This window comes from Paenibacillus rhizovicinus (genome assembly GCF_010365285.1).
In the GTDB taxonomy this organism is placed as follows: domain Bacteria; phylum Bacillota; class Bacilli; order Paenibacillales; family Paenibacillaceae; genus Paenibacillus_Z; species Paenibacillus_Z rhizovicinus.
In genome coordinates this window covers 3547398-3572444 of sequence record NZ_CP048286.1, presented here as the reverse complement: position 1 = coordinate 3572444, position 25047 = coordinate 3547398, and the positions used below count along the sequence as shown (strand labels likewise).

The 25047-nt window shown below is 56.6% G+C and carries 23 protein-coding genes and 1 riboswitch; all 23 genes read left to right on the top strand.

What is annotated here, in order from left to right; all coding sequences use genetic code 11:
* Nucleotides 1-48 precede the first annotated feature (48 nt).
* The 23 genes from GZH47_RS15970 to tilS all read left to right on the top strand — a co-directional run bounded on the left by GZH47_RS15970 (nucleotide 49) and on the right by tilS (nucleotide 25024).
* On the top strand, nucleotides 49-1683 hold the full coding sequence (locus GZH47_RS15970) for a hypothetical protein (RefSeq protein WP_162641014.1): 1635 nt from the start codon (nucleotides 49-51) through the stop codon (nucleotides 1681-1683).
* Between the two features lie 356 nt (nucleotides 1684-2039).
* Nucleotides 2040-3320 (top strand): urea ABC transporter substrate-binding protein, encoded by a 1281-nt coding sequence (urtA, locus tag GZH47_RS15965; protein WP_162641013.1) that lies wholly within the window; start codon nucleotides 2040-2042, stop codon nucleotides 3318-3320.
* Between the two features lie 231 nt (nucleotides 3321-3551).
* A complete protein-coding gene (gene urtB, locus GZH47_RS15960) occupies nucleotides 3552-4457 on the top strand; it encodes an urea ABC transporter permease subunit UrtB (protein WP_162641008.1) in 906 nt (301 codons plus the stop codon).
* A 79-nt stretch (nucleotides 4458-4536) separates the two neighbouring features.
* Nucleotides 4537-5625, top strand: a complete 1089-nt coding sequence (gene urtC / locus GZH47_RS15955) for an urea ABC transporter permease subunit UrtC (RefSeq protein ID WP_162641004.1) — start codon at nucleotides 4537-4539, stop codon at nucleotides 5623-5625.
* Nucleotides 5588-6376, top strand: coding sequence for an urea ABC transporter ATP-binding protein UrtD (urtD, locus tag GZH47_RS15950; RefSeq protein ID WP_225446094.1), 789 nt, complete (start codon nucleotides 5588-5590; stop codon nucleotides 6374-6376). Before urtC ends, urtD begins: the two co-directional genes overlap by 38 nt.
* Nucleotides 6354-7049 carry an urea ABC transporter ATP-binding subunit UrtE gene (gene urtE / locus GZH47_RS15945; RefSeq protein ID WP_162640975.1) on the top strand — a complete coding sequence of 232 codons (696 nt, stop codon included), beginning with the start codon at nucleotides 6354-6356 and terminating at the stop codon, nucleotides 7047-7049. The genes urtD and urtE overlap by 23 nt, the downstream gene beginning before the upstream one ends.
* A 135-nt stretch (nucleotides 7050-7184) precedes the next feature.
* Nucleotides 7185-7314: riboswitch (guanidine-I (ykkC/yxkD leader) on the top strand.
* Nucleotides 7315-7421: 107 nt separating this feature from the next.
* A complete protein-coding gene (locus GZH47_RS15940) occupies nucleotides 7422-8432 on the top strand; it encodes an ABC transporter substrate-binding protein (RefSeq protein WP_162640951.1) in 1011 nt (336 codons plus the stop codon).
* Nucleotides 8433-8437: 5 nt separating this feature from the next.
* Nucleotides 8438-9238 (top strand): ABC transporter permease, encoded by an 801-nt coding sequence (locus tag GZH47_RS15935; RefSeq protein WP_162640950.1) that lies wholly within the window; start codon nucleotides 8438-8440, stop codon nucleotides 9236-9238.
* Nucleotides 9239-9301: 63 nt separating this feature from the next.
* Nucleotides 9302-10138 (top strand): ABC transporter ATP-binding protein, encoded by an 837-nt coding sequence (locus GZH47_RS15930; protein WP_162640949.1) that lies wholly within the window; start codon nucleotides 9302-9304, stop codon nucleotides 10136-10138.
* Between the two features lie 375 nt (nucleotides 10139-10513).
* A complete protein-coding gene (spoVT, locus tag GZH47_RS15925) occupies nucleotides 10514-11056 on the top strand; it encodes a stage V sporulation protein T (RefSeq protein WP_162640948.1) in 543 nt (180 codons plus the stop codon).
* A 317-nt stretch (nucleotides 11057-11373) separates the two neighbouring features.
* On the top strand, nucleotides 11374-13593 hold the full coding sequence (locus GZH47_RS15920; RefSeq protein ID WP_225446546.1) for an oligosaccharide flippase family protein: 2220 nt from the start codon (nucleotides 11374-11376) through the stop codon (nucleotides 13591-13593).
* 85 nt (nucleotides 13594-13678) lie between these two features.
* Nucleotides 13679-15157 carry a bifunctional methyltransferase/pyrophosphohydrolase YabN gene (locus tag GZH47_RS15915; RefSeq protein WP_162640946.1) on the top strand — a complete coding sequence of 493 codons (1479 nt, stop codon included), beginning with the start codon at nucleotides 13679-13681 and terminating at the stop codon, nucleotides 15155-15157.
* Nucleotides 15158-15336: 179 nt separating this feature from the next.
* The gene (locus GZH47_RS15910; protein WP_162640945.1) at nucleotides 15337-15609 is read left to right on the top strand and encodes an HU family DNA-binding protein; all 273 of its coding nucleotides are present in this window, start codon (nucleotides 15337-15339) and stop codon (nucleotides 15607-15609) included.
* Nucleotides 15610-15891, top strand: a complete 282-nt coding sequence (locus GZH47_RS15905) for an RNA-binding S4 domain-containing protein (protein WP_162640944.1) — start codon at nucleotides 15610-15612, stop codon at nucleotides 15889-15891.
* 144 nt (nucleotides 15892-16035) lie between these two features.
* Nucleotides 16036-16323: a sporulation protein YabP gene (yabP, locus tag GZH47_RS15900; protein WP_162640943.1), complete on the top strand. Its 288-nt coding sequence runs from the start codon at nucleotides 16036-16038 to the stop codon at nucleotides 16321-16323.
* Nucleotides 16320-16967: a spore cortex biosynthesis protein YabQ gene (yabQ, locus tag GZH47_RS15895; protein WP_162640942.1), complete on the top strand. Its 648-nt coding sequence runs from the start codon at nucleotides 16320-16322 to the stop codon at nucleotides 16965-16967. The genes yabP and yabQ overlap by 4 nt, the downstream gene beginning before the upstream one ends.
* A gap of 25 nt (nucleotides 16968-16992) precedes the next feature.
* A complete protein-coding gene (locus tag GZH47_RS15890) occupies nucleotides 16993-17310 on the top strand; it encodes an FtsB family cell division protein (RefSeq protein WP_162640941.1) in 318 nt (105 codons plus the stop codon).
* Between the two features lie 175 nt (nucleotides 17311-17485).
* Nucleotides 17486-18058 carry a S1 domain-containing RNA-binding protein gene (locus GZH47_RS15885; protein ID WP_162640940.1) on the top strand — a complete coding sequence of 191 codons (573 nt, stop codon included), beginning with the start codon at nucleotides 17486-17488 and terminating at the stop codon, nucleotides 18056-18058.
* Nucleotides 18059-18521: 463 nt separating this feature from the next.
* Nucleotides 18522-21020 carry a stage II sporulation protein E gene (gene spoIIE, locus GZH47_RS15880; RefSeq protein WP_162640939.1) on the top strand — a complete coding sequence of 833 codons (2499 nt, stop codon included), beginning with the start codon at nucleotides 18522-18524 and terminating at the stop codon, nucleotides 21018-21020.
* 1 nt (nucleotide 21021) lies between these two features.
* Entirely contained in the window at nucleotides 21022-21576 is a 555-nt protein-coding gene (locus GZH47_RS15875; protein WP_162640938.1) for a hypothetical protein, read from the top strand.
* Between the two features lie 280 nt (nucleotides 21577-21856).
* A complete protein-coding gene (locus tag GZH47_RS15870) occupies nucleotides 21857-22582 on the top strand; it encodes a vWA domain-containing protein (RefSeq protein ID WP_162640937.1) in 726 nt (241 codons plus the stop codon).
* The gene (locus GZH47_RS15865; RefSeq protein WP_162640936.1) at nucleotides 22566-23504 is read left to right on the top strand and encodes a serine/threonine protein kinase; all 939 of its coding nucleotides are present in this window, start codon (nucleotides 22566-22568) and stop codon (nucleotides 23502-23504) included. The genes GZH47_RS15870 and GZH47_RS15865 overlap by 17 nt, the downstream gene beginning before the upstream one ends.
* A 92-nt stretch (nucleotides 23505-23596) precedes the next feature.
* Entirely contained in the window at nucleotides 23597-25024 is a 1428-nt protein-coding gene (tilS, locus tag GZH47_RS15860; RefSeq protein ID WP_162640935.1) for a tRNA lysidine(34) synthetase TilS, read from the top strand.
* Nucleotides 25025-25047: the final 23 nt, after the last annotated feature.

Genomic DNA, 25047 nt, shown 5'->3' with positions numbered 1-25047 from the left:
TAAAGCGGCTCCATCGCTTGATTAGACCTGGAGAATTCGATTGACAACTTGCCGACGACAATCGATTTCCATACGCAAGGCATCAAGAGCATTCTGAGCCAATACGCAAACATCGTCGATCAACTGGCGGCGATTCACCAATCCGTTGATCCCGCATTGCTGCAAAGAGTTCAAGCCTTGCAGCAGATTGACGCCATCATTAATCAAATCCTTGCTGCGTACACGGCGATTCAGAACGCGCCGGACGTGGTTACCATCGACATCTCCGGATTGATCGGCGGTGTTCAAGGTTCGTATGCGGGCCTGTCTCAAGCGATCAAGGATCGAATCGGCGAAGGTACGCTCACGCAGCTGAAGACGATCGATAACGTAATTAAGCTGGCAGCGGCAATCAACGAGATCAAAGCATTCATTGCAGAAGCTTCCACTTACGACCAAATCAATTCCGAATCCGTACATGCTATTATTCTAAGTGCCAAAGAGATTTACACGGCAATCGCAGCTCAATTCGGAAGTGTTGCTGACCCTAACGTCTTGGCGAAATTCGACCAAGCCGAAGCGCTGATTAACGGGTTACAGCAATTGGCGATTCTGATTCAGAATCCGTCCTCGATTGACTGGACTGTTCTACAGTCCCGCGTGGACGAAATCAAAGCGGCATTGAACGCGACTTTGTCCGGCCTGCAAAGCCAATACAGCGATGAGATCAACGACGTGCTGGCGAAGGTAGCTGGATATCAGGCTGCATTTAATGAGTTGCAGCAACTGATCAACAACTTGAAGAACGTAGGAACATTCAATATCGACACGGCTGAAGATGTTGTTGATCAAGTGCAAACGGCCTATAACAATATCGCTATCGATCTGGGTATTACAATCGATGAGAACGACGGGTTTAATACGCTGCTCAATCATGTAAGAGACACGATTCACATGGTCCAATTGCTGCAAAGGCTGGCTACTGATCCATTGTCGCTGACGCCTGCAGAAATTGAGACGAGTCTGGAGTCCCTATCCAGCTTGGAGGATCTGTACCTCTCGATCATGAACACGATTCATATCACGCCGGACCAGAATGTACTGAATGCATTGAACGCGCTTGAAGCTGTCGCGCACGGCATTCAATCGGCGAGAGCATTCGAAGATCTGCTTGGAGGATTCCTTGCTGATCTGAAGGACAACCCGCAGCAAACTTTGAACAATCTGTGGGCTGCTTACAATGAAATGGTCAATAACGGTGGACTTGACTATTTAGGTGATAATCAAATTCTTGATATTTTGGTCAACGCAGAAACAACTGCCGTAAATGCGGTTAATGCATTAATCGACGGTATTCATACCCCGGTTAAGTTGTCTGACCTTGCGAGTATTGCTAGCATTATTGCTGCAAGACCAGCTTATAATGCGCTGAGCGACCATGGAAAAACTTTAGTTGGTGGAGAGCGTTTGGCCAAGCTGGAGAATGCGGAAGTGCAAATGCTGGACTTGAAGTATAATTTGCTGGCTGCAAAACCAAGCAAAGGTCTAGAGTTCCTTTACAGTAAGTCTACTGTTCAAGGATATGTAAATGACTTCAATGCTCTGGATTACAATCAGCAAACGTCAATAAGCGCGGGCTCCAAAACTAAATTGGCAGCATGGGCAACTTATTACGGCATCACAATAACTTATAAGGTTCAATAGTATTTCTCGCAAAAAAGCCTTTCCTATCGTCTTTATGGCGATCAGGAAGGCTTTTTGTTTTTGAGAGGTCGGCTAGATTGAGGTCAGGGATCGTAATCGTCGGTCTTCCATTTTTAAAGGCCCATCTTTTATATGTCATATATATGATATTTATATTGACTTAAACGACAAATGAATGTCGAATATTTAGCAGAATATAGCTCGGTATCTATCTTTAAATTTCGATTTTGAATTTACGTGTAAACTTTATTGACATACAAGCTAACATGATTTTATAATGAACCCACGAACGATGGAAAGGATATCCAGTAGAACGTTCGGAAAAAGAGAACAGGACATGGATGGGGAGTGGGAGAATGAAGAGAAAGTTTTGGAAAAGCGGGGTATTTGTATTACTGGCACTGATGATGGTGCTGGCAGGCTGCGGGAAGAATGATAACGCGGCTTCAACAACGACAAATGCGGATGGCGCCAAAACGGACGACAGCGGAAGCGGCAGCGAGACTAGCAGCGGCGGGGAAATTAAAGTCGGCATTCTTCATTCTCTAAGCGGTACCATGGCGATCTCCGAAGTGTCGGTTAAGGATTCGGAAATGATGGCCATTGACGAGATCAATGCAAAGGGCGGGGTCATGGGCAAGAAAATCGTGCCGGTCGTCGAGGATGGCGCCTCGGATTGGCCGACATTCGCGGAGAAAGCGCGGAAGCTGATCTCCGAAGATAAAGTCGCGACGGTATTCGGCGGATGGACGTCCTCCAGCCGGAAAGCGATGCTGCCGGTATTCGAGGAACTGAACGGACTCCTCTGGTATCCGGTGCAATACGAAGGACTGGAACAATCGCCGAACATCATGTATACGGGCGCTACGACGAACCAACAGATCGTGCCGGCGGTAACGTGGCTGCTTCAGAATAAAGGCAAGAAGTTCTTCCTGCTCGGTTCCGACTACGTGTTCCCGCGTACGGCGAACAAGATTATCAAAGAGCAGCTGAAGGTCGAAGGCGGCGAGCTGGCGGGCGAAGAGTACACGCCGCTTGGCCATACCGACTATACGACGATCATTTCGAAGATCAAGGAAGCGAAGCCGGATGTCGTGTTCAACACGCTGAACGGCGACAGCAACGTCGCCTTCTTCAAGCAATTGAAGGATGCCGGCATTTCCTCCTCGGCTCTAACGACATTGTCCGTATCGGTAGCGGAAGAAGAGATCCGCGGAATCGGCGCGGACGTGCTGGCTGGTACGTATGCGGCTTGGAACTACTATGAAACGACGGATACGCCGGAAAATAAAACGTTCGTCGCCGCTTATAAAAAGAAATACGGCGATGACCGGGTAACGGCGGATCCGATCGAAGCAGGCTATGATGCAGTCTACCTGTGGGCGGCCGCGGTTGAGAAAGCCGATTCCACGGATGTCGACAAAGTGAAAGCCGCGGCGAAGGACTTGGAGTGGGATGCGCCGGAAGGCAAAGTGAAAATCGACGGCGAAACGCAGCATCTCTACAAAACCGTTCGAATCGGCGAAGTCCAAACGGACGGCCAGTTCAAAGAGGTGTGGAACTCCGGCTCCCCGGTGAAGCCGGATCCGTTCCTGAAAGGCTACGACTGGGCGAAGAGCCTGAGCGAAGGCAAATAAGCAAGTTGAGAAGCCGCGCGGCAGCGCTAGCGCGACTCCATAATAGCTAACGCCATAACTGTCATTGCGGCAGGAAAGGGGAAGTATTCGTCGGCTTATGCTTCGAATGCTTCCCTTGCCCGCGCTTTGGGTACGGTAAGTCGTTCAGTCCTCGCTAGGCTTTCCGTTCCTCCGCATTACTCCTTCGCAATCGATTGTTGTCGTCCAAACTGCTGTTTGAGAGGTGAATTTATGGATGTGATCGTCCTCCAGCTATTCAACGGCATCAGCGTCAGCTCGATTCTGCTGCTGATCGCGCTCGGGCTCTCCATAACGTTCGGGCTCATGAAAGTCATCAACATGGCGCATGGCGAGCTGATTATGATCGGGGCCTATACCGCCTACGTCGTGCAAAATCTATTTGCCGACTACCTGCCGGATTCCATGTTCGGCTGGTATTTCGCGCTGGCTATTCCGGTCAGCTTCATCGTTGCATTCGTCTTCGGGCTTGTGCTGGAGATGGGGCTGATCCGGTTTCTCTACGGCCGTCCGCTCGACAGCCTGCTTGCTACCTGGGGCGTCGGACTGATGCTTCAGCAGCTGGCGCGCAGCATCTTCGGCGCGCCGAACGTCGGCGTGAAGAGTCCGGCTTGGCTGGATGGCGGCATGACCGTAGGCGACAACGTATTCCCGTACAAAAGGCTGTTCATTATCGGTCTGGTGCTCATCTGCCTGCTTGCCATGTACGTGTACATTTACAAGAGCCATTCCGGCCGCCGCATGCGGGCGGTCATGCAAAATCGCGAAATGGCCGCCTGTCTCGGCATTTCGACGCGCCGGGTGGACGCCATGACATTCGCGATCGGCTCAGGCATTGCCGGTATCGCAGGCTGCGCCCTTACGCTCATCGGTCCGATCGGACCGGCGATCGGGACGTATTACATCGTCGACGCGTTCATGGTCGTGGTGCTCGGCGGCGTCGGGAAGCTGGTCGGCACTGTATTCGGGGCGCTTGGGATCGGGCTCTCCAACACGCTGTTCGAGTATTGGACGACGGCATCGCTCGGCAAGGTGCTGGTGTTCGCGTGCATCGTTGCCTTCCTGCAGTGGAAGCCGAGCGGGTTCGTGGCGCTGCGCTCGCGTTCGCTGGATAACTGATGCCACTGCTTCAACTGATTTAATCTGGCTTGATACGGATGCATCGGGGCGAAGGCGCCCTTGAAAGGTGGAGAACCTCATGCCCATTCGCAAATTATCGGCGCAGCGGCTCTGGCTGTTGGCCGCCTATGCGGCGGCCGCGGCCGCGCTGTTCTGCGCGCCGCTCGTGCTGAGCGATTTTCGGCTTAACCTGCTGGCCAAATTCCTGGCCTATGCCATCGTGGCGCTGGGGCTTGATCTGATATGGGGCTACACCGGCATTCTCAGCTTGGGGCACGGCGTATTCTTCGGTCTCGGCGGTTATGCGATGGCGATGTATTTGAAGCTGGACGCCAGCGGCGGCAAGCTCCCGGACTTCATGGACTGGAGCGGGCTCACGAAGCTGCCTTGGTTCTGGAAACCGTTCGCATCGCTGCCATTCGCGATCGCCGCCGGCATATTAGTGCCCGCGATGCTTGCGCTCATCCTCGGTTACGTCACGTTCCGCAATCGGATCCGAGGCGTATACTTCACGATTCTGACGCAGGCGCTTGTCATCATTACGACGACGCTCTTCATTGGACAGCAGGCCTATACGGGCGGCACGAATGGGCTCACCGGATACAGCAAGCTGTTCGGTTATTCGCTCGGCTCGCCCGAAACGAAGAAATGGCTGTATTGGGTGACGGTCATGCTTCTCATCGGCGCCTACTTATTATGTAGGGTTCTTGTGAAAAGCCGATTCGGCAAAGTGCTGCGGGCGATCCGCGACGGCGAGAACCGGGTCCGGTTCATCGGCTATGATCCGGCGCTCTACCAAATGGTCGCGTTCGGCTTCTCGGCGGGGCTCGCCGGCCTGGCCGGCATGCTGTTCGTGCTTCATGTCGGCATTATTTCTCCGTCCATGATGGGCATCGTTCCTTCGATTGAAATGGTGCTGTGGGTCGCGATCGGCGGCCGCGGCACGCTGGTCGGAGCGGTGCTTGGCGCGGTGCTGCTCAATTACGCGAAGAGCACCTTCAGCGAATCTTACCCGAACATTTGGATCGTGTTCATGGGCGCATTGTTCGTTGTCGTCGTCGTCTTCCTACCGAAGGGGGCGGCAGGTCTGTTTGGTCAATTCAAATGGCTTAGAAGGAGGAAGGCGGCCGATGAAGGAGCAGATGGAGTCCGTTATCCTGCGGTGTGACGAGGTGACCGTCGATTTCGACGGGTTCAAAGCCGTGCAGGGCATGAACTTGACGCTGGTGAAGGGAGAGCTGCGTTTCCTGATCGGGCCGAACGGCGCGGGCAAGACGACGATGCTTGACGTCATCTGCGGCAAGACGAAACCGGCGTCAGGAAAAGTGACGTTCGGCGGGGGAAGCGTCGATATTACGCGGAAGAAAGAGCATCAGATCGCGGAGCTCGGCATCGGACGCAAATTCCAAACGCCGTCGATCTTCGCATCGCTGACCGTCAGCGAGAATTTCGAAATCGCCATGAAGCAGAACCGGGGCGTGTTCGCCGCCATGCGTGCGAAGATGCGGGCGGAGGACAGCGACCGCATCGCGGCGCAGCTGGAGATGGTGGGGCTTGCGGAGAAGGCGCATCGGCGGGCGGGCGGACTGTCGCACGGCGAGAAGCAGTGGCTGGAGATCGGCATGATGCTGCTGCAGGAGCCGGAAATCTTGCTGCTCGACGAGCCTGTGGCGGGCATGACCGACAACGAAACGGAGAAGACGGGCGAGCTGCTGCAGGAAATTCGCAAGACGCAGTCTGTCGTCGTGGTAGAGCATGATATGGAATTCGTCCGCAATTTCGCGAGCTTCGTTACCGTCATGCACGAAGGGAAGCTGCTCAAGGAAGGATCGATGGAAGACGTACAGCGCGATGACCGGGTAGCGGAAGTGTATTTGGGGAAAAGGCGGGATGCCGATGCTAGCCGTTCAACAGCTTGAGGCGGGGTATGGGGAGAGCGTCGTGCTGCGCGGCGTTACGCTGCAGGTGAGGCCGGGGCAGGTCGTCTGCCTGCTCGGGCGCAATGGCGTCGGCAAGACGACGCTGATGAAAAGCATCATGGGCGTGCTGAAGGCGCGCAAAGGGACGGTGTCCTACAAAGGCAACGATCTGACCAAACGCGCTCCGGGGCAGCGGGCGAAGAAAGGCATCGGCTACGTGCCTCAGGGACGCGAGGTGTTCGCGCAGCTGACCGTGTTCGAGAACGTGCTGCTCGGGCTGGAGGCTTCCGGAACGAAGAAACGGGTCATCCCGGAATCGGCAATCGAGAAATTCCCGGTGCTGCCGACGATGTACGATCGCAGGGGCGGCGACCTCAGCGGCGGACAACAGCAGCAGCTGGCGTTCGCGAGGGCGCTGGCGTCGGAGCCCGATCTGCTGCTGCTCGACGAGCCGTGCGAAGGGATTCAGCCCTCCATCGTCGACGATATCCGCGATGTCATTCGTGCGATCAAGGCGGACGGGAAGACGTCGATCCTGCTCGTCGAGCAAAGTTTGGAGTTCGTGAAGAGCGTCGGCGACTACTTCTATATCTTGGAGAAAGGGACCGTTGCATGGGAGGGCGGCCTTGGCGATTTGAACGATGAAGTGATTCGGCACTACTTGACTGTTTAAATAAGTTGTAAATGATGTAATAAAACCTAACACGTATATTGACACATTACCTAGTGTGCTTTTACAATAGAGACAAATGTAAGGTTATCTAACAATCGAATAGCGGTTCCCGGCATCGCAACACTTTCTTGGGAACACCATGCTGTCTAGGGTTCCGTGACCGATTGCGGTCAGACTGGTCCAAGAGGCGGCGTATGGCAGGCAGCTCCGCGATTATGCGGTTCGGCGGCGCCATATAACACGGAAGGACAAAAGCCTGGGAGATCTCTCCTTAGGCTTTTTCTTTTTCTGCATGATGGGGAAGAGGCCGGCTTGCCGCAAGGCGCGGTAAAGCGTTTCTTCTTCTACAAAGAGAATGGGAGTGGGGAGAACATGAAAGTGATGAAACGATCGGTTGCGCTGCTTATGTTGATTGCGATGCTCACGGTGCTTGCTGGCTGCGGAAGTTCCAAGGAGGCCTCGACGAGCTCCTCGGACGACCCGATTACGATTGCGCTCAGCGCTTGGCCGGGCTGGTTCTTCTGGTATTTGGTCGATGAGAAAGGCTTCTTCGACAAGCATGGCGTAAACGTCGACTTGAAATGGTTCCCCGTCTACAGCGATTCCCTCCAGGCGCTGGCGACTGGCAAAGTGGACGCGAACAGCCAAACGCTCAGCGACACGCTCGCGCCGGCTTCCAAAGGCATCGGCCTGAAGGCCGTTCTCGTCAACGACAATTCCTTCGGCGGCGACGCCATCGTAAGCAAGCCCGGCATCGGTTCCATTAAAGAATTGAAGGGCAAGACCGTTGCAACGGAGCTCGGCACGGTCGATCACCTGCTGCTGCTGACGGCGTTGGCGCAGAACGGGATGTCCGAGAAGGATGTCAACTACGTCAACATGACCGTGAACGATGCGGGCCCTGCTTTCATCTCCGGCAAGACGGATGCTTCCGTGCTGTGGGAGCCGTTCCAAACGACGGCGGTCAAAGAGGGCAAAGGCAAGATTCTCTTCTCCTCCAAAGATACGCCGGGCCTCATTCCGGATCTGCTCGTCTTCCGCGACTCCGTCGTGAAGAAGCGTCCGGACGACATTCAGAAGATCGTGGACGCCTGGTTCGATGCGCTGAACTATTTCAAGGACCATCAGGACGAAGCGATCGAATTGATGGCGAAGCACGCGGAGACGACGCCGGAGGACTTCAAGCTGGGGCTCTCGAGCATCAAGCTGTTCACGCCGGATGACAACGTGAAGGCATTCAGCAAGGGCGAAGATTATTCGTCGCTGACCTACACCGCCAAGACGACAGCCGATTTCTTGAAGAAACTCGACATGGTCGGCGAAATCAAAGACTTCGATGCCCTGTTCGATTCCCGTTTCGTAGAAAAAGCCGCCAAGGAGTGATCCTCATGAACGTGTCCAAACGCCGAAAGCCCCATCGGTTTCAAATCTTCAAGGATATCGGCGGGAGGCCGTTTGCCTTCACGGCCGGATTCTCATTCCTGCTGCTGCTCGTCTTCTGGTCGGCGCTGAGCTATACGAAGGCGGTCAATCCCGTCTTCCTGCCGACGCCGGATCAGGTGCTGACGGAGATGATCAAGCTGCTCGGCACGAGCGAATATTGGCATCACATCGGCATCAGCGTTTTCCGGGTATCCGCGGGCTTTGTCCTCGCTTGCATCATCGGCATTCCGCTCGGCATCTTCGCCGGCACGTTCAAATACGGAGAGGCGTTCGTGGAGCCTCCCATGGAATTCATCCGCTATATGCCGGCCGTGGCATTCATTCCGCTCATTATGGTGTGGGCGGGAATCGGCGAATGGGCGAAAGTGCTGCTCATCTTCCTCGGCTGCTTCTTCCAGCTTGTGCTGATGGTGGCCGATAATACGCGCCGCGTCTCGGCGGATCTGCTCCAAGCGTCGTTCACGCTCGGGGCGGGACGCTGGAAAGCGATTGAAACCGTGCTTATTCCGGCTATTCAGCCGCAGCTTATGAACACGCTCCGGCTGATTCTAGGCTGGGCTTGGACGTATCTCGTCGTGGCAGAGCTCGTCGCGGTCAACAGCGGCCTCGGGTATGCGATCATGAAGGCGCAGCGCTTCCTCAATACGGATCAGATTTTCGTCGGCATCATCGTCATCGGACTTCTCGGCTTGATCAGCGATCGCATCTTCGCGCTCTTGAACCGCAGACTGTTCCCTTGGGCATAGCCGTCCGCCGGAAGACGACGGAAACAACTCCCGCCATGGGAGAAGAAACGGGGAGTGAAGGGCATGGAAACAGCCAAGAAGCAAGAAGCCGTATATACGGAACCTAGTGACTCCGCAATCGGCGCATTTCGCGCAGGGACGACAAATTCGGGCGAAATCGTCATTTCCGGCCTGGGGAAAGTGTATGCGTCGAAGAAAAGCAGGTTCGAGGCGCTTGCCGACATCGATCTGCGTATCGGGTCTAACGAGTTCGTAACGATCGTCGGACCGTCGGGCTGCGGCAAATCGACGCTGCTGCGCATCGTGGCCGGACTGGATGAGCTGACGGACGGCTCCGTCACGCTGGACGGCGATGAGGTCGTCGGGCCGGGCGCGGAACGGGGCATGGTGTTCCAAGGCTATACGCTGTTTCCTTGGCTGACCGTGCGCGAGAACATCGAGTACGGGCCGAAGCTGAAGGGGATTTCTACGCTGGAGCGGCGGACGATCAGCAATCATTTTCTGAAAGTGATCAAGCTGGAGAAGTTCGCCAGCGCCTATCCGAAGCAGCTTTCCGGGGGAATGAAGCAGCGGGTCGCAATCGCAAGGGCGCTCGCCAACCGGCCGAAAGTGCTGCTCATGGATGAACCGTTCGGGGCGTTGGATGCGCAGACGAAGCTGGAAATGCAGGAGATGCTGCTCGAGGTATGGGAGAAGGAGAAGACGACCGTGCTGTTCATCACCCACGATATCGAGGAAGCGATCTTCCTCTCCCAGCGGATCGTCGTTATGGGCGCGAATCCAGGCCGAATTCTAAAAACGTTCCACGTGAAACTTCCGGCGCAGCGAACGCCCGAAGTTCGGGAAATGCCGGCATTCCTGGCGCTGCGGCGCGAGCTGGGACAGTTGTTGAAGCATTAATATCACCTGTGGACCCGAGGAGTGATCGATATGGAACGCAATGGAAGCGCAAGGCGCTGGCAGGGGCGGTTATTGGCTGTAATTGGTTTCGTGGTCACCTTGATGTTCTTTCGTCATCCCGCCGCTCGGCAATGAGCGGCGGTTTTTTTTTGCGCGGATTTCTTGGCTTTCTCAGGCAATGCCTGCTATACTGCCGGATGACGGTTTGCGGGCGTCCGCGCAATGCATAAGAAAATGGGAGGGGATGAATACTATGGTCAGTTCGATAAACACCTCTTTCAAGGATGCTCTCCTCTTGAATAATAAAGCTTTGCCAGCAGCACAAATTGTCCAGTCCAATTCAAAACCTTCCAAGGAAAGTGGGGCAACTAGAACATGAAAGCAACTGGAATTGTCCGTCGTATCGATGATCTCGGCAGGGTCGTCATTCCCAAGGAAATCCGCCGTACGCTGCGTATACGCGAGGGCGACCCGCTTGAAATTTTCGTCGATCGCGATGGCGAGGTTATTCTTAAAAAGTATTCCCCAATCGGTGAGCTGGGCGATTTCGCGAAGGAATATGCGGAGTCCCTTTCGGAGAGCACCAATCATATAACGCTCATTACGGACCGCGACAATATTATTGCCGTTGCCGGAGCGCCTAAGAAGGAATACTTGGAGAAGCAGATCGGCGCTATGCTCGAAAGCTGCATGGATAACCGCAAAACGGTCGTGGAATCCGGCGGCGGCTCGTTCGAGGTCGTCAAGGACATCGGCGAATCGTTCACTTCCTTCGTAGCTGCTCCGATCGTTGCCGGGGGAGATCCGATCGGGACGGTCGTGCTGCTGAGCAAAGACGAAGCGGTTAAGATGTCGCAAATGGAAACGAAGATGGCGGAAACCGCGGCCGGGTTCTTGGCTAAACAAATGGAGCAGTAGCCGGGAATTTCGGCAGTGAGCAGATGGAGCGAGAGCTTGAGCGAGCTGGGTAAAACAGTGTTCAGACGGAGCGGAAACTGGAAACAAACAGGTGTAACGATGGTCAGGTCATGCAGTTGATATGAGCCGTGACCATATGGATTAACAAGCATATACAAGCTTCCTTGAGGGACATGCCTTTGGGGAAGCTTTTTCTTGTTTGCGGCAAAGGTGGGCCGCGCGAGAAGAGGAAGGCCGTCATTTCTTGAAGCCGCGCGGACTCATAGCAACTGCGTTTAGGGTATAATGGGAGCAGGAGAAGAGACAGGCAGGTGCGGATGTTGAAACAAAAGCCAGAGGAGCGCGGGGGGTTCGCGGGGGGAAGCGGGCGTTCGGAGTTTGGTGGCAAGGCGGAACGGAATGCTGCGGCGGACGGAATGACTGCCGGGTTCACAGGGGAAAGCGGTCATTCGGACAAGTTCGGCAACGCAGCGGAAGAGCGGGCTGCGTCGGCCGTTAACGGGAAGGCGCCGGAAGGCAGGCGGCCGGAGTCCGGCGGCGGAGTGAGCGAGCGGGTGCCGGAGACGGGAGTGAACGAGCGGACGGCGGGGACGGGAGTGAACGGAATAGCGGATGAATTCGCGGAGTCCAGCGGCGCGGTAGTTCGGATCGCGGAGACGGAGGCAAGCCGAAGCGTTACCGGCAATCGGGATGGCGGCCGCGGTCCGCGGATGATGAAGGGCGCCGCTCTGATGGGCATCGCGATGCTGATCAGCAAGACGCTCGGCACGCTGCAGAAGATTCCGCTCCAGAACATTGCCGGCGACCGCGTGTTCGGAATTTATAACGCGGTTTATCCCCTGTATCAACTGCTGCTCGTCATGGTGACGGCTGGCTTCCCCGTGGCGGTTTCCCTGCTTGTTGCGGAGCGGGAGGCAGCCGGCGACGGGGATGGGTCGAGGCGCGTGCTGACGGCAAGCGTTTGGCTGCTGACAGCCGGAGGCGCGGCGAGCTTCCTGCTCTTGTGGACCTGCTCCGAACAGGTGGCGGCATGGCTCGGCGATGACGCTGCGGCATCTGCGGTAAGAGCTTCCGCGCTGGCGTTCTGGGTGGCGCCGGCCATGGCGGCGTTCCGCGGCTATTACCAAGGCCGCGGACAGATGCTGCCGTCCGCCGTCTCGCAGCTGTCCGAACAGACCGTGCGCGTTGCCGGGATGCTGACGCTGCTGCTGTTGGGCTGGCAGCTCGGCTGGTCGGATGAGCGGCTCGCGGCCGGCGCAACGGCAGGTTCGGCGATCGGCGGAATGGCCGGACTGATCGTGATTGCGGCTTATTGGCTGCGGGAGCGGGGGGCAGAGGGACAAAGGGTAGGACCAGCGGGACAAAAGTACGGTCAGTGGCAGGGACAAGAGTCTGGCCAAACGCATGGACAAGAGAAAGGTCAAGGACAAGAGCGGGGCCAGTTGCAGGGACAAGTGAAGGGTCAAGGACAAGAGCGGGATCAGTCGCAGGGACAAGTGAAGAGTCAGGGACAAGAGCTGGACCAGTGGCAGAGGCAAGAGCAGATTCCGGGGCAGGATCGAGGGCCGTTCAATGAGCCGCATGCCGTTGAACAAGAGAGAGGCCTGCTCCCCTTGATGCGCCGACTCGCGCTGTTGGCCATTCCCGTGACGCTGGGCGCGCTCGCTGTACCCGTGCTGAATGTCGTGGACGCGTTTACGGTTCCGCGCTTGCTGCGCGGAACCGGACTGGGCCAGGACGAGGCAATGTCGCTCTTCGGTCTGTACAGCCGTGGGCAGCCGCTTGTGCAGCTGGTCGTCATGGTTGCCGGCGCGATGGGCGGGGCGCTCGTTCCCGCGCTGGCGGGCTCCCGCGCGAGCGGAAATGCGGCCGCCGTCCGGCAGCAGGCGGCCCTCGTCATGCGCGCCGCGTGGGGCATCGGCGCAGCCGCTGCTTTCGGGCTCGCGCTGCTGGCCGAGCCCATTAATGTGATGTTGTACGCGGACGACGCCGGCTCGCGCACATTTGCCCTGGTCGGGTGCACGGCGCTTGCGGGAACCGTCAGCGCGCTTGCCGCGGCCGTGCTCCAAGGGCTGGGGGCGGTGCGTACCCCCGCCCTGCTTATGCTTGCCGCGGCGGTGTTGAAGGCGGCGTTCAATGCCGCCTTCGTGCCGGCGTTCGGCACGGCCGGCGCAGCCTGCGCCGGCATCGCTGCGCTCACGGCGGCCGCCCTGCTGGGCTCGGCGGCCGTCCGCCGCGCCGCCGGCGCGGCAGTGCCCGCGAGGAGCGCCGCGGGCATGGGACTCGCGCTCGCGATCATGGCCGCGGCGCTTGTCCTGGCCGAGCGCGGCGGGGCCCCGCTGCTCGGCCTTGTGCTGCCGCCGCGGGCGGCAGCCGCTGCGCTCGCGCTCGGCGGCACCGCTCTCGGCGGAGCGCTCTTCGCCGCCGCCGTGCTGCGCTTCGGCGGCGTTACCGCGCGCGAGCTGCGCGCGCTGCCGGGCGGCGATGCGCTCGCCGCCCGCTTGAGCCGCTGGCGCCTGCTGCCCAAAGGCGCCTAGCCCTCGTGCCGCAGGCGCACCCGCACGCACCACGCGCCACCATCGGCCCCCTAACCCGGGCCGCCCAAACAAAGGAGGAATAAACATGCAACCGACTATTACCGTCGTCGGCCTAGGTTCCGGCGACGCCGACCAGCTCACGCTCGGCGTGTGGCGCAAGCTGCAGGAAACCGAGCACCGCTTCGTGCGGACGGACAAGCATCCGATGATGCGGCTGTTCAGCGAGCATAACCTTACATACGATTCGTTCGATTCGCTTTACGAGCAGCTGGATTCCTTTCCGGATGTATACGAGGCAATCACCAATGCGCTTATTGAGCAGGCGAAGGCCAAGCAATCCCTGATCTACGCCGTTCCCGGCCATCCGATGGTCGCGGAGCGCGCGGTGCAGCTGCTGCGCGAGCGCTGCCCGCAGCACGGAATCACGCTGAACATTCTCGGCGGCGAGAGCTTCTTGGACCAAGCGTTCACGCGTCTGGGTTTCGACCCGATCGAGGGCTTCCAGCTGCTGGACGCCGCCGAGTTGAAACCATCCTTGATCCGTACCGAGCTGCATACCGTCATCGGCCAAGTGTATGACGCCTTCACGGCATCCGATGTCAAGCTGACGCTCATGGAGCTGCTGCCGGACGACTACCCCGTGACCATCGGCCATGCGTTGGGCGTTCCCGGGGAAGAACAGATTCTGACGGTGCCGCTTTACGAATTGGACCGGACGCCGGGCTACGGCAACCTATCACTCATATGGCTGCCGCGCTCCGCGGATGATCGGCTGCGCAATCGCAGCTTTGAACGGTTGCACGAGATCGTGGCGATCCTCCGCAGTCCCGAAGGCTGCCCGTGGGACAAGGAACAGACGCACCAATCCATCCGCAAGAATTTCATCGAAGAGACGTACGAAGCCATCGAAGCGCTCGACAACGATGATCCCGACGGCATGCGCGAAGAGTTCGGCGACGTGATTTTGCAGGTGATGCTCCACAGTCAGATGGAAGAAGAGGTCGGCGCGTTCTCGGTTTACGACGTCATCCAGACGCTTAACGAGAAGCTGTTGTTCCGCCATCCGCATGTGTTTGGCGATGCCGCAGCCGGGGATTCCCGGGAGGCGCTGCAGAATTGGGAGCAGATGAAAGCCGAGGAGAAGCGCCGCAAAGGCATCGATCCTACCAATGCCTCGCAGCTGGATGGGATTCCGCCTGACCTGCCTGCATTGATGAAGGCCTACAAGATTCAGAAGAAGGCGGCCAAAGTCGGCTTCGACTGGGACGACATCGAGCCGGTACTGGACAAAATCGCCGAAGAGCTCGCCGAGCTCCGCGAAGCCATTGAAGCCAAGGATGCCGACGAGCAGGCCAGCGAATTAGGCGATCTGTTGTTCGCGGCGGTCAACGCTGCGAGATTCATCCATGCCGACCCGGAAGAAGCGCTTGCCCGCACGAATATGAAATTCAAGAAGAGATTTTCATATATTGAGGAGCAGCTTCGTATAAGCGGCCGCACCTTTGACCAAACTGATTTAACAGAGATGGATCGTTTCTGGGAGGAAGCGAAGCGTCTTCCATAGAACAACGCAGAAGATTCGTCAAAATTCGGCTAATTTCCTCATAAAACACAAAAATATTTTCCAGTCAGGCAGGATTTATTTGCTAGCGAGCAGAATAGTACGTTTGAGGAAATCAAGCTATGCGGCGGGCTTTCAAGCTGCCTACAACTATATTTGAACTATTAGGAGGATTTTTCACGATGAACAAAACGGATTTGGTGAACAACATTGCGGCAAAAAGCGGTTTGACGAAACGCGACGTTGAAGCTGTTCTGAACGGCTTCCTCGGTGAAGTAACTGACGCCCTCGCAGGCGGCGATAAAGTGCAATTGATCGGTTTCGGCACGTTCGAAACGCGCAAACGCTCCGGCCGTACGGGTCGCAACCCGCAAACCGGCAACCCGATCACAATTGCGGAATCCAAAGTTCCTGCATTCAAAGCCGGCAATAAACTGAAGGACGCTATTAAGTAAGTGCGTCTTGATAAATTTCTCAAGGTATCGCGTTTGATCAAGCGGCGTACCGTCGCGAAGGACGTGTCCGACCAAGGGCGCGTCTGGATCAACGACCGTGAAGCCAAGGCGAGCAGCACCGTCAAAGCCGGCGACGAGCTCAAGATTCAATACGGCCAGAAGATCGTCACCGTCCGCATCGAGCGGATTGCGGAGACGACCAAGAAGGACGAGGCTAGCGGGATGTATACCTTGTTGAAAGAAGAATCGCGCCAGTCCGAGAACAAGATGGATTGGCAGTAATACAGGAAGCCTCCAGCCCGCTGCGACAGCGGCACTGGAGGCTTTTTCGTTGACGACCCGTATATGCGGACAGGTTCTAAACCCTGCCTCCTAATCATAGGCTAGTCTCAGTTACCAGTACGCTCGTAGGAGGGGGACGGGGCAATGACGGAGCAAGGAAACAAAGGACAGAAGCGCCAGGAAATCAAAATGCTTAATCGCAAGATCCTTGAGATTACCGGCGTGATGAACGTGGAGAGCTTCGATGTGGAAGAGTTTCTGCTGGAGACGGAGCTGGGCTTCCTGGCGATTCGCGGACAGAATCTGCATATGAAGCATTTAAGCCTGGAGCAGGGGCTTGTCGCCATTGAAGGACTTGTCCATTCGCTTACGTATTTGGACGGCAATACGGCCTCGAAATCCAAGGGCCTGTTCGGGAAGATCTTCAAGTGAGCGTAAGCTTAAGCGTTCAATGGTGGACCATGATGACGATGCTTCTCTCTGGGATCGGGATGGGCATCGTTTTCGACGGTTATCGCGTCGTGTCGGACGAGCTGCGAATCAGCCGCATCTGGGTGCCGGTCTTCGACCTGCTGTACTGGATCGCCGCCACGATCGCGGTCTTCCAAGTGCTGTCTTCCAGCAATCACGGCGAAGTGCGGTTCTATGTGTTTCTGGGGCTTATCCTCGGTATCGGGTGTTACTACTGGCTGTTCAGCAGAATCACCGTCTCGCTCGTGAAGCTGCTTATTCGGACCGTCCGTGCGATTACGGGGTTCGTGATCAAAACCTTCGAGCTGCTGATCATTAAACCGCTTATTCTATTCTATCGGCTGGCAAAGCTTCTAGTGGCCTTTTTCCGGGCGTTTACTATGTTCCTCTTCAAAATTGTGGTACAATTGGTTCGTCCGTTCTGGCTTTTGCTATCATGGATGACGAAACCGATTTGGAAACCGGCGTTTCGCTGGTGGGATAAGCGGGTAAATCCTATTATCACGAAGTGGCGGGTTGCGGACAGGCTCAAGGCCGGCGCAAGTGCCGCCGCAGGACTGTGGCAGCGTTGGAAGAATCGCAAGGATTCGAATAAGGAAGAGTAGTCATTTACGTCAGGAGGTCCATGAAATGGCAATGGCAAACGCGAACCCATCGTCTGCACGCACGGGAACGAAACGCAGATTGAAGATTTGGCTGATATTCGTCACGCTTTTCATGGGCTGGGCGCTTTATACATTTGTAACGCAGCTGCAACATCAAGGAAAGGCCGAGCAGAAGCTGGCCGCAGCGAAATTGAAGATCAATGAAGCTACCCAGCAGTCCGAGGACTTGAAGCTTGAAGTGAAGCGGCTGAACGACCCGGAATATATTGGTCTTAAAGCGACGCAGGAGCTAGGCATGGTCAAGAAGGGCGAACGGCCGATCGAGGTTTTGCAACAGCCGTAGATAGGCATGGAATCGGGTATCCGTCTGTTGCCTTGCTTCTGCCATTCGGGTATAATCACCTTAAGTAGACCGCATTTTTCGGCTTACCTTATTCTTTTTACTCCGCGGCCCTAACGGACTGCGGCTCACGAAGCTTGAAGCTTCGCATAACGGTTAGGGAGGAACATTTTTACCTATGGCAATTGAAGTGGGCGCCAAGTTAGAAGGCAAGGTGACAGGCATTACGCATTTCGGAGCATTCGTCGATTTGTCGGGAGGTGTCACAGGGCTAGTTCACATCTCAGAGATTGCCGATAACTACGTCAAGGATGTTAAGGACCATTTGAAGCTGGAAGATGTCGTGACAGTGAAGGTCATTAATGTAGACAAAGACGGAAAAATCGGGCTTTCCATCAAACAAGCAATCGACCGGCCAGAAGGTTCTGTACCACCTCAGCGTGAGCGCACCGGAGATCGGCCAGGCGGCTTCAATCGTCCAAGCGGCGGCGGCGGTGGCGGGTTCAACCGTACAGGCGCACCGGGCGGCGGGGGAGATCGCGGACCAGGCGGCGGCGGATTTAATCGTCCAAGCGGCGGCGGTGGCGGCGGTCGTCCATTTAATAAAGCCGGTGGCGGCAAGCCTGCCTATGGTAAACCTTCATTCGAGGATAAGGTGTCGCGCTTCCTGAAAGACAGCGAAGAGCGTATGTCCTCCCTGAAGAAGAACACAGAATCCAAACGCGGCGGACGCGGAGCGAAGCGCGTTTAATTGCATAGCATCTTTTAAGGCAGTGCCCTCGGGCACTGCCTTTTTTGATTTCCGCCATGCGCACGCTCGTTTCTCTGCCATGCGCGCGATCGTGTCTCGTCATTTCCGTCCCCTAATGCCCCCATGCAGCCGCTATTATGCGGTCCATTCACGAAATATACCCGCCCACGGCAAAAACTTTTCTCTTGTTCTCACGGTATCCCGACAGGTTCGGACGGCGAACTGCCGACTTTGGCGCTGAAATCGGCCGCTAATTTTGTTGAAATCCAAGATGGCCGGACCGCACAGCCCGAGGCTTAGACCAAGAGGGCCGTAGGAAAAGGCGCAAGCGACACGCCGCCGCCCGCCGCGGCGAAATTGTCGGAAAAAACTTTTGCATTGACAACGCTTTCTGACAAACTTTCTTGATTCGGCGGTTCTATAATGGCGATACAATATTGCGAAAAGGGTGGTGCTTCTCACCATGGCAGTCAAACCGAAAGTCGTGATGTTTCCCGGCGTGCAAAAGACAAGTTTTGTTCAGTCAGCTCTTCATAGAGGGCTGGACCGCACCGGTGCCCTTCGATTAGCCAGCTTGATCGACTCGCGCAAATGGACGTTTATTCTAATGGCCGTCGGATTTTTGCTAGGACGAGCCGTTATCCTGGAGTCATTGACCCCGTTTGCGGTAGCTTACTTCACAGTCATCTACTTTCTAAGACGGGATTTGTACTTGCCGGTAGCCGTTTCGATTATTGCCGGCAGCTGGTTCGCCGTCACGCCGGAGCCGATGTGGATCGCAATGGAGCTCGCCGTCGTCTACTTGTTGATGAAGGGACTGGAAGCCTACGAGCGAGCCGAGCTCTCTTACGCGCCGCTGCTCGTTTTCATGGCAACCCTGCTTGTCCGGCTCTTCGACGTCGTCATCCAGAGCACGCTCGGCTGGTATGAGTTGATGATGGTCGGCGTGGAGGCCTCGCTCGGATTCGTGCTCACCCTCGTATTCGTACAGGCTATACCGGTATTGACTTTTACGAAGAAGACTTCGGCGCTGAAGAACGAGGAAATCATCTGCCTCATGATCATGATGGCATCTATCATGACAGGCGCCGTCGGCTGGGCTGTCCAAGGCTTGTCGATCGAGCACATCATGTCGCGTTATATGCTGTTGCTGTTCGCCTTAGTCGGCGGCGCGCCGCTTGGCGCATCGGTCGGCGTCGTGGCCGGCTTGATCCTAAGCTTGGCGGATGCCAACGCGATCGTGCAGATGAGCCTGCTCGCCTTTGCCGGGCTGCTCGCCGGACTGCTTCGAGAAGGCGGCAAAATGGCCGTAGCCTTCGGTATGCTGCTCGGTGCCTCGATCCTCTCGATCTATATCGGCAATCAGGCAGATGTGATGAACTCCACTTGGGAGTCCGTCATTGCGGCAGCGCTGCTGCTGCTCACCCCCAAATCGATTACACGTGTCATATCCAAATACGTGCCAGGCACGCAGGAACATGTCAAATCACAGCATGAGTACGCCAAGCGCGTACGGGACGTGACGGCGCAGCGAGTTGCGCAATTCTCGGAAGTGTTTCGCCAGCTGTCCCGAAGTTTCGGGCAATTCGGCGGCACAACGGAAGAGAAGGACAGAAGGGAAGAAACCGTCGGCCACTTCATGAATGCAGCCGCGGAGCGGACATGCAGCTCGTGCCACCGGAAAGATCAATGTTGGGAGGGGAAATTCTATGACACGTACCGCATGATGACGAGCATGATGACTACGGTAGAGGAGGGACGACGCGTAAGACCGAAGGAGGTGCCGAAGGAGTGGAGCGTGCACTGCATCAAGTCGCACGAAGTGCTTACGGTGATGCAGCAGCAGTATGAACTGTATCAACATGATCTCAAATGGCGGAAACAGTTGAACGAATCGCGTCAGCTCGTGGCGGAGCAGCTTTCCGGCGTCTCGCAAGTCATGGAAGACTTGGCGAAGGAGATCCAACGGGAAGGACAGCAGCTGCACTTACAGGAAGAACAAATCCGAGAAGCGCTGGAGGGGCTCGGTTTATCGATACAGGGCATCGAAGTCATTAATTTGGAGGAGGGGAATGTTGAAATCGAGGTGTACCACACCTTCGGACAAGGCTACGACGAGTGCCGCAAAATCATTGCGCCGCTGCTATCCGATATTCTAGGCGAACCGATCGCCGTGATGTCGGAGAGGCTTCCGGAGAAGGACGGCGGGGCTTCGCTGGTCGTCTTCGGCACGGCAAAGGCATTCGAGATCGAGACCGGCGTAGCCGGACTCGCCAAGGGCGGGGACTTGCTGTCGGGAGACAGCTTCAGTACCGTCGAGCTTGGCAACGGCAAGTTTGCCGTAGCCATCAGCGATGGCATGGGCAATGGAGAGCGGGCGAAGCAGGAGAGCAGTACGGCGCTCTCGATTTTGCAGCAGCTGCTGCAATCCGGCATGGACGAGAAGCTGGCCATTAAATCGGTCAATTCCGTATTGCTGCTTCGCTCCTCGGACGAGGTGTTCGCGACGGTCGATGTCGCACTCATCGACATGTATTCGGCGAAGACGACCTTCATGAAAATCGGATCAACACCCAGCTTCATCAAGCGCGGGAACGAAGTGATTCCGATCTCGGCCAACAATTTGCCGGTAGGGATTTTGCAGGACATTGACATAGATCTGATTCGAGTACAATTGCAGCCGGGAGACACGCTCATTATGATGACCGACGGCATCTACGACGCGCCCGGATACGCGGTGAACAAAGAATTGTGGATGAAGCGCATCATTCACGAGATCAAGACCGATAATCCGCAGGAAATCGCCGATACGCTTCTGGATACGGTCGTGCGGCACCACAAAGGCGACATTGTGGATGATATGACGGTTGTCGTCGCAAGAGTAGACAAGCATCAGCCCGAGTGGGCGACATTCCGCTGGCCTGGCATGACCAAGGTCGAGCGTCCAAGGACGGTGAGCTGAAATGATACTTATTCAATTAATGCGAAACGCATTTACTAATAGAAGCAAGAAAACAGCTGCGAAAAATAACGGAGCGGCGGTGGAACGCGGGGCTGTACCAGCGGTGGAACGCGGGACCGTACCGGCGGCGCCAATGGGGCAAGTCATTCAGTTGGATCGGAGGAAACTCCGCCAGCGCCGGGAACGGGATGTCCAGCAGCGCAAGCTGGATGAGGGTTTGCGCGCGACGGTGCCGGCGAATCAAGCGGAGCGCGAGCAGATGGCGAACGCCGATAAACACAAGCCGCGAGCGTCCGAGGCCCCCAAGCGTGAACCCGTGTTAGGGAAGCGGCAGGAGATGACGGGGATCTATCGTCTCAAACTCGCAGCCGACCCGCCGCACCATAAGCATATAGCCGACAAACCGCAGAATATCCCTATTCCCGACGCCTTGCGGCCTAAACAGATGTCCGACGTCCAGCAGCCTAAACAGATGTCCGACGCCCGGCATCGCAAACGAGCGACCGATAACGCCCAGCATCCGGAGCGTGCTCCGGCCATTCTTCGGGATCAATAAGAGCAGGGGGCCACTGTCGTAAGCGGCCCCTGGACGGAGAAGCCTGCCCCATTGGCAGGCTTTTAGCGTGCACGCAGTTCCATACCCGTTCGGTGTGGCTTGATCAAACAGACTCTATGACTAGCAAACTCAAACGGAGCGTTTAACTGTCTCAAGGTTCGCCGTCTGCGTGCACTTGCTGCCTGAAATAAGGTTATTCTCTCTTAAATATGGCAATGCTGATAGAACGAGTGCTAGCCAGCGCCAGCGTTTGAATCTCAAGCAGTTGGGGGAATGAACTATGAAGCAGATTCTATTAGTGACCGACGGGTGTTCCAATGTCGGTGTCAGTCCTGTTATTGCGGCAGCTCAAGCTTATGCCGCCGGCATTACGGTCAATGTCGTTGGTGTCGTCGATCAAGGCGACCTTGTCGAATTCGGTACGGCGGAGATCGAGGAAATCGCCAAAGCCGGCGGCGGCCTAAGCAGGCTTTCGCATACGCGCCAGCTGTCCCAGACGGTGCAGATGCTGACGCGCAAAACCGTCGTGCAAACCATCCAGCATGCGGTGCATCGCGAGCTGAAACAAGTGCTTGGCGCCTCTTCCATCGAAGAGCTTCCGCCGGAGAAACGCGGCGAAGTCGTACGCGTCATCGACGAGCTTAGCGAGACGAGCAAGCTGAGCGTGGCGCTTCTGATCGACGCCAGCGCCAGCATGAAGCCGAAGCTGCATGCCGTCGAAGAAGCGATTCGGGATTTGGCCATCAGTTTGAAATCGCGGCAGGGCGGCAGCGAACTGTCGGTATTCCATTTCCCCGGTTCCTCCTACGGCGAGGACTGCAGGATGGATCTGGATTGGACGACGGACATCAGCGGCGTGAACGCGATCTTCCCGCGTTTGCAGATGCGCGGCACGACGCCGACGGGGCCGGCGATTTTGCATGTCATTGATTTTTACCATAAAGCCGATTATGGTAGTAGGAAGAATGATGAAACGGACGGGATGATGAGTGACTACGTCGTTTGATTGGAGCCTCCCCCGCGGCACGCTGATCCGGGGCAAATGGAAGCAGGGCGCCTACCGGGTTGAGAGGCCGCTCGGCGAAGGCGCCAACGGCAAGGTGTTTTTGGTAGAACGGCAGCGGTATTTATATGCTTTGAAGATCGGCGCCGATGCCGCTGACCTGCAATCCGAAGTGAACGTGCTCCAATCCATCGCCAAGCAGAAGCAAAAGCAGGGCAGGTCCGGCGCGTTTCTTGTCGACGTGGACGACTATCAGGCAACGGACGGGAAGGACTATCCCTTCTATGTCATGCGATATATTAAAGGCATGACGCTGGGCGATTATTTGCAACGCCAGGGCAAGGAATGGTTCCCCGTCGTCGGATTTCATCTGCTAGGCAAACTGGCGGAACTGCACGAAGCGGGCTGGGCCTTCGGCGACTTGAAGGTCGAGAACGTCATCGTCGCCGATTACGGGCGGCCGGAGCTCGTCGATTACGGCGGCGCCACCGCCTTCGGCAAAGGCGTTCGGCAGTTTACCGAGATCTACGACCGCGGCTATTGGAATGCGGGCTCGCGCACGGCGAATGCGGACTATGATCTGTTCTCGTTCGCCGTTCTTTGCGTGCAGCTGCATGAAGGCCGCAGGCTGGCGCAGCTGACGGCCGGTCTGCTTCCGCAGACGCGGACGCAGGAGGAGCTGGCGAAGCTCGCGGCGACGAGCCCGCAGCTTAGACCCATGAGCGGCTGGCTGCGCAAGGCGCTCTACGGCGAGTTCGGCAATGCGCGCGAAGCGGCCGCCGCCTGGCAGCAGTGGATGCACCGGCCGAGCCGCGAGCGCAGCGATTCCGGCGCGCCCGCCCCGCGCTGGATGAAGGGACTGTTCGCGTTATCGGCGATCGTGCTGGCAACGACGGTGTATTGGTTGCTGCGTTCGGGGCTGTAATGGCAATGGATGCCGGGCGTTTGCGGGCGAGCCCTAGCAGATTGGTTTAGAAGCAATCACCGAAACTAGATTTACAGGAAGGATTGAAGGAAGTGGATGAATGGTTGGGCGAGCTCGAGGAGCTTGCCAGGGAAGAAGGTCTCTGGACGCCGGGGGATACGGTGGTGGTGGCCGTCTCTGGCGGTCCGGATTCCATGGCGCTGCTCCATCTGCTTCACCGTCTTTCCGGGCGGGAGCGCCTGAGCTTGGTTGCCGCCCATGTCGATCACGGATTTCGCGGGGAGGAATCGGCGCGCGAAGCCGAGTCGGTCAGGCAGTTCTCCGCCGCGCTTGGCATTCCTTGCGAATCTACCTATATCGATATGCCTGCTTATATAGAAGAATCGCGTATGAACAGCCAGGCCGCTTCGCGCGAGAAACGGTATGCATTCCTTCATGGCGTCGCCCATACATACGGCGCAGCGCGCATTGCGCTTGCCCATCATGCCGACGATCAAGCGGAGACGGTGCTCATGCGCGTCGTGCGCGGAACCGGTCTCGGCGGGCTTGCCGGCATCCCGATTTCAAGATTCGAAAAAAACGTGGAACTTATTCGGCCGCTTTTGCGTAAATACAAGGCAGACATCCTGCGCTACTGCGATTTGTGGGCCATCCCGTACAGCCAAGATAGCAGCAATGGACAACGGCATTATTTTCGCAACCTTGTCCGATTGGATATCCTGCCTTACTTGTCGGCGTTTAACCCGCAGCTCCCGCAGTCGCTCGTCCGATTGGCGGAGCTTGCAGCGGCCGAGGACGACTGGCTGGCGCAAGAAACGAAGGCGGTTTACGAACGCCATGTCCTGCCGCACCGCGAGGGATGCCAATTGAACCGCAAAGCGCTGCTCGGTCTGCACGTCGCTTTACAAAGGAGATTGATTAAACTAATATTGAACTATATTGGCTTGGAAACGGAATCCACTTCTTTCGACAGCATTGAAACGATACGGCACGCAGCTTCCGAACGCGGAGCCGCGACGTGGAACTTCGATGCAGGCGGCGGAATCCGATTCGTGCGCGAGTACGACAATTTGCTTTTCGTCCGTTCCGATCGGGAAGAGAGATCATCGGAAGGATATGCTTACGCGGTGATGGAAGGCGCAACGGCCTTGCGGCTGCCCGAGGCAGAAGGAATTTTGACGTTCGAAGAAACTTCGGCTGCATCCGTGCGGAGACCGGGAAACCGGCTTGAAGCGCTGTTCGACGCCGACGTCATTCAATACCCGCTCACGATACGAAACCGACGACCCGGGGACCGTATGGCGGTGCTTGGTTTAAACGGCACCAAAAAAGTACAAGATATGTTCGTTGATGATCGTGTTGCTCCCTCGCGCCGCGAGGTGCTGCCGATTGTTGTCGACGCCAATGGATTTGTGTTATGGATTCCGGGCATTCGGAGATCGAACGTGGCCACAGTCGCCGATTCGACAAAACGCGTCATTCGCATGAAAGCGCAGTTTGCGTCGGATTTTACCGGCTGACCAATTGTCCGAATAAGGTGCAT

Coding starts and splice junctions, on each gene's coding strand:
- urtA (WP_162641013.1), top strand. CDS start 2,040: ATGAAGAGAAAGTTTTGGAAAAGCGGGGTATTTGTATTACTGGCACTG.
- urtB (WP_162641008.1), top strand. CDS start 3,552: ATGGATGTGATCGTCCTCCAGCTATTCAACGGCATCAGCGTCAGCTCG.
- urtC (WP_162641004.1), top strand. CDS start 4,537: ATGCCCATTCGCAAATTATCGGCGCAGCGGCTCTGGCTGTTGGCCGCC.
- urtD (WP_225446094.1), top strand. CDS start 5,588: ATGAAGGAGCAGATGGAGTCCGTTATCCTGCGGTGTGACGAGGTGACC.
- urtE (WP_162640975.1), top strand. CDS start 6,354: ATGCTAGCCGTTCAACAGCTTGAGGCGGGGTATGGGGAGAGCGTCGTG.
- GZH47_RS15940 (WP_162640951.1), top strand. CDS start 7,422: ATGAAAGTGATGAAACGATCGGTTGCGCTGCTTATGTTGATTGCGATG.
- GZH47_RS15935 (WP_162640950.1), top strand. CDS start 8,438: ATGAACGTGTCCAAACGCCGAAAGCCCCATCGGTTTCAAATCTTCAAG.
- GZH47_RS15930 (WP_162640949.1), top strand. CDS start 9,302: ATGGAAACAGCCAAGAAGCAAGAAGCCGTATATACGGAACCTAGTGAC.
- spoVT (WP_162640948.1), top strand. CDS start 10,514: ATGAAAGCAACTGGAATTGTCCGTCGTATCGATGATCTCGGCAGGGTC.
- GZH47_RS15920 (WP_225446546.1), top strand. CDS start 11,374: ATGTTGAAACAAAAGCCAGAGGAGCGCGGGGGGTTCGCGGGGGGAAGC.
- GZH47_RS15915 (WP_162640946.1), top strand. CDS start 13,679: ATGCAACCGACTATTACCGTCGTCGGCCTAGGTTCCGGCGACGCCGAC.
- GZH47_RS15910 (WP_162640945.1), top strand. CDS start 15,337: ATGAACAAAACGGATTTGGTGAACAACATTGCGGCAAAAAGCGGTTTG.
- yabP (WP_162640943.1), top strand. CDS start 16,036: ATGACGGAGCAAGGAAACAAAGGACAGAAGCGCCAGGAAATCAAAATG.
- GZH47_RS15890 (WP_162640941.1), top strand. CDS start 16,993: ATGGCAATGGCAAACGCGAACCCATCGTCTGCACGCACGGGAACGAAA.
- GZH47_RS15885 (WP_162640940.1), top strand. CDS start 17,486: ATGGCAATTGAAGTGGGCGCCAAGTTAGAAGGCAAGGTGACAGGCATT.
- spoIIE (WP_162640939.1), top strand. CDS start 18,522: ATGGCAGTCAAACCGAAAGTCGTGATGTTTCCCGGCGTGCAAAAGACA.
- GZH47_RS15875 (WP_162640938.1), top strand. CDS start 21,022: ATGATACTTATTCAATTAATGCGAAACGCATTTACTAATAGAAGCAAG.
- GZH47_RS15870 (WP_162640937.1), top strand. CDS start 21,857: ATGAAGCAGATTCTATTAGTGACCGACGGGTGTTCCAATGTCGGTGTC.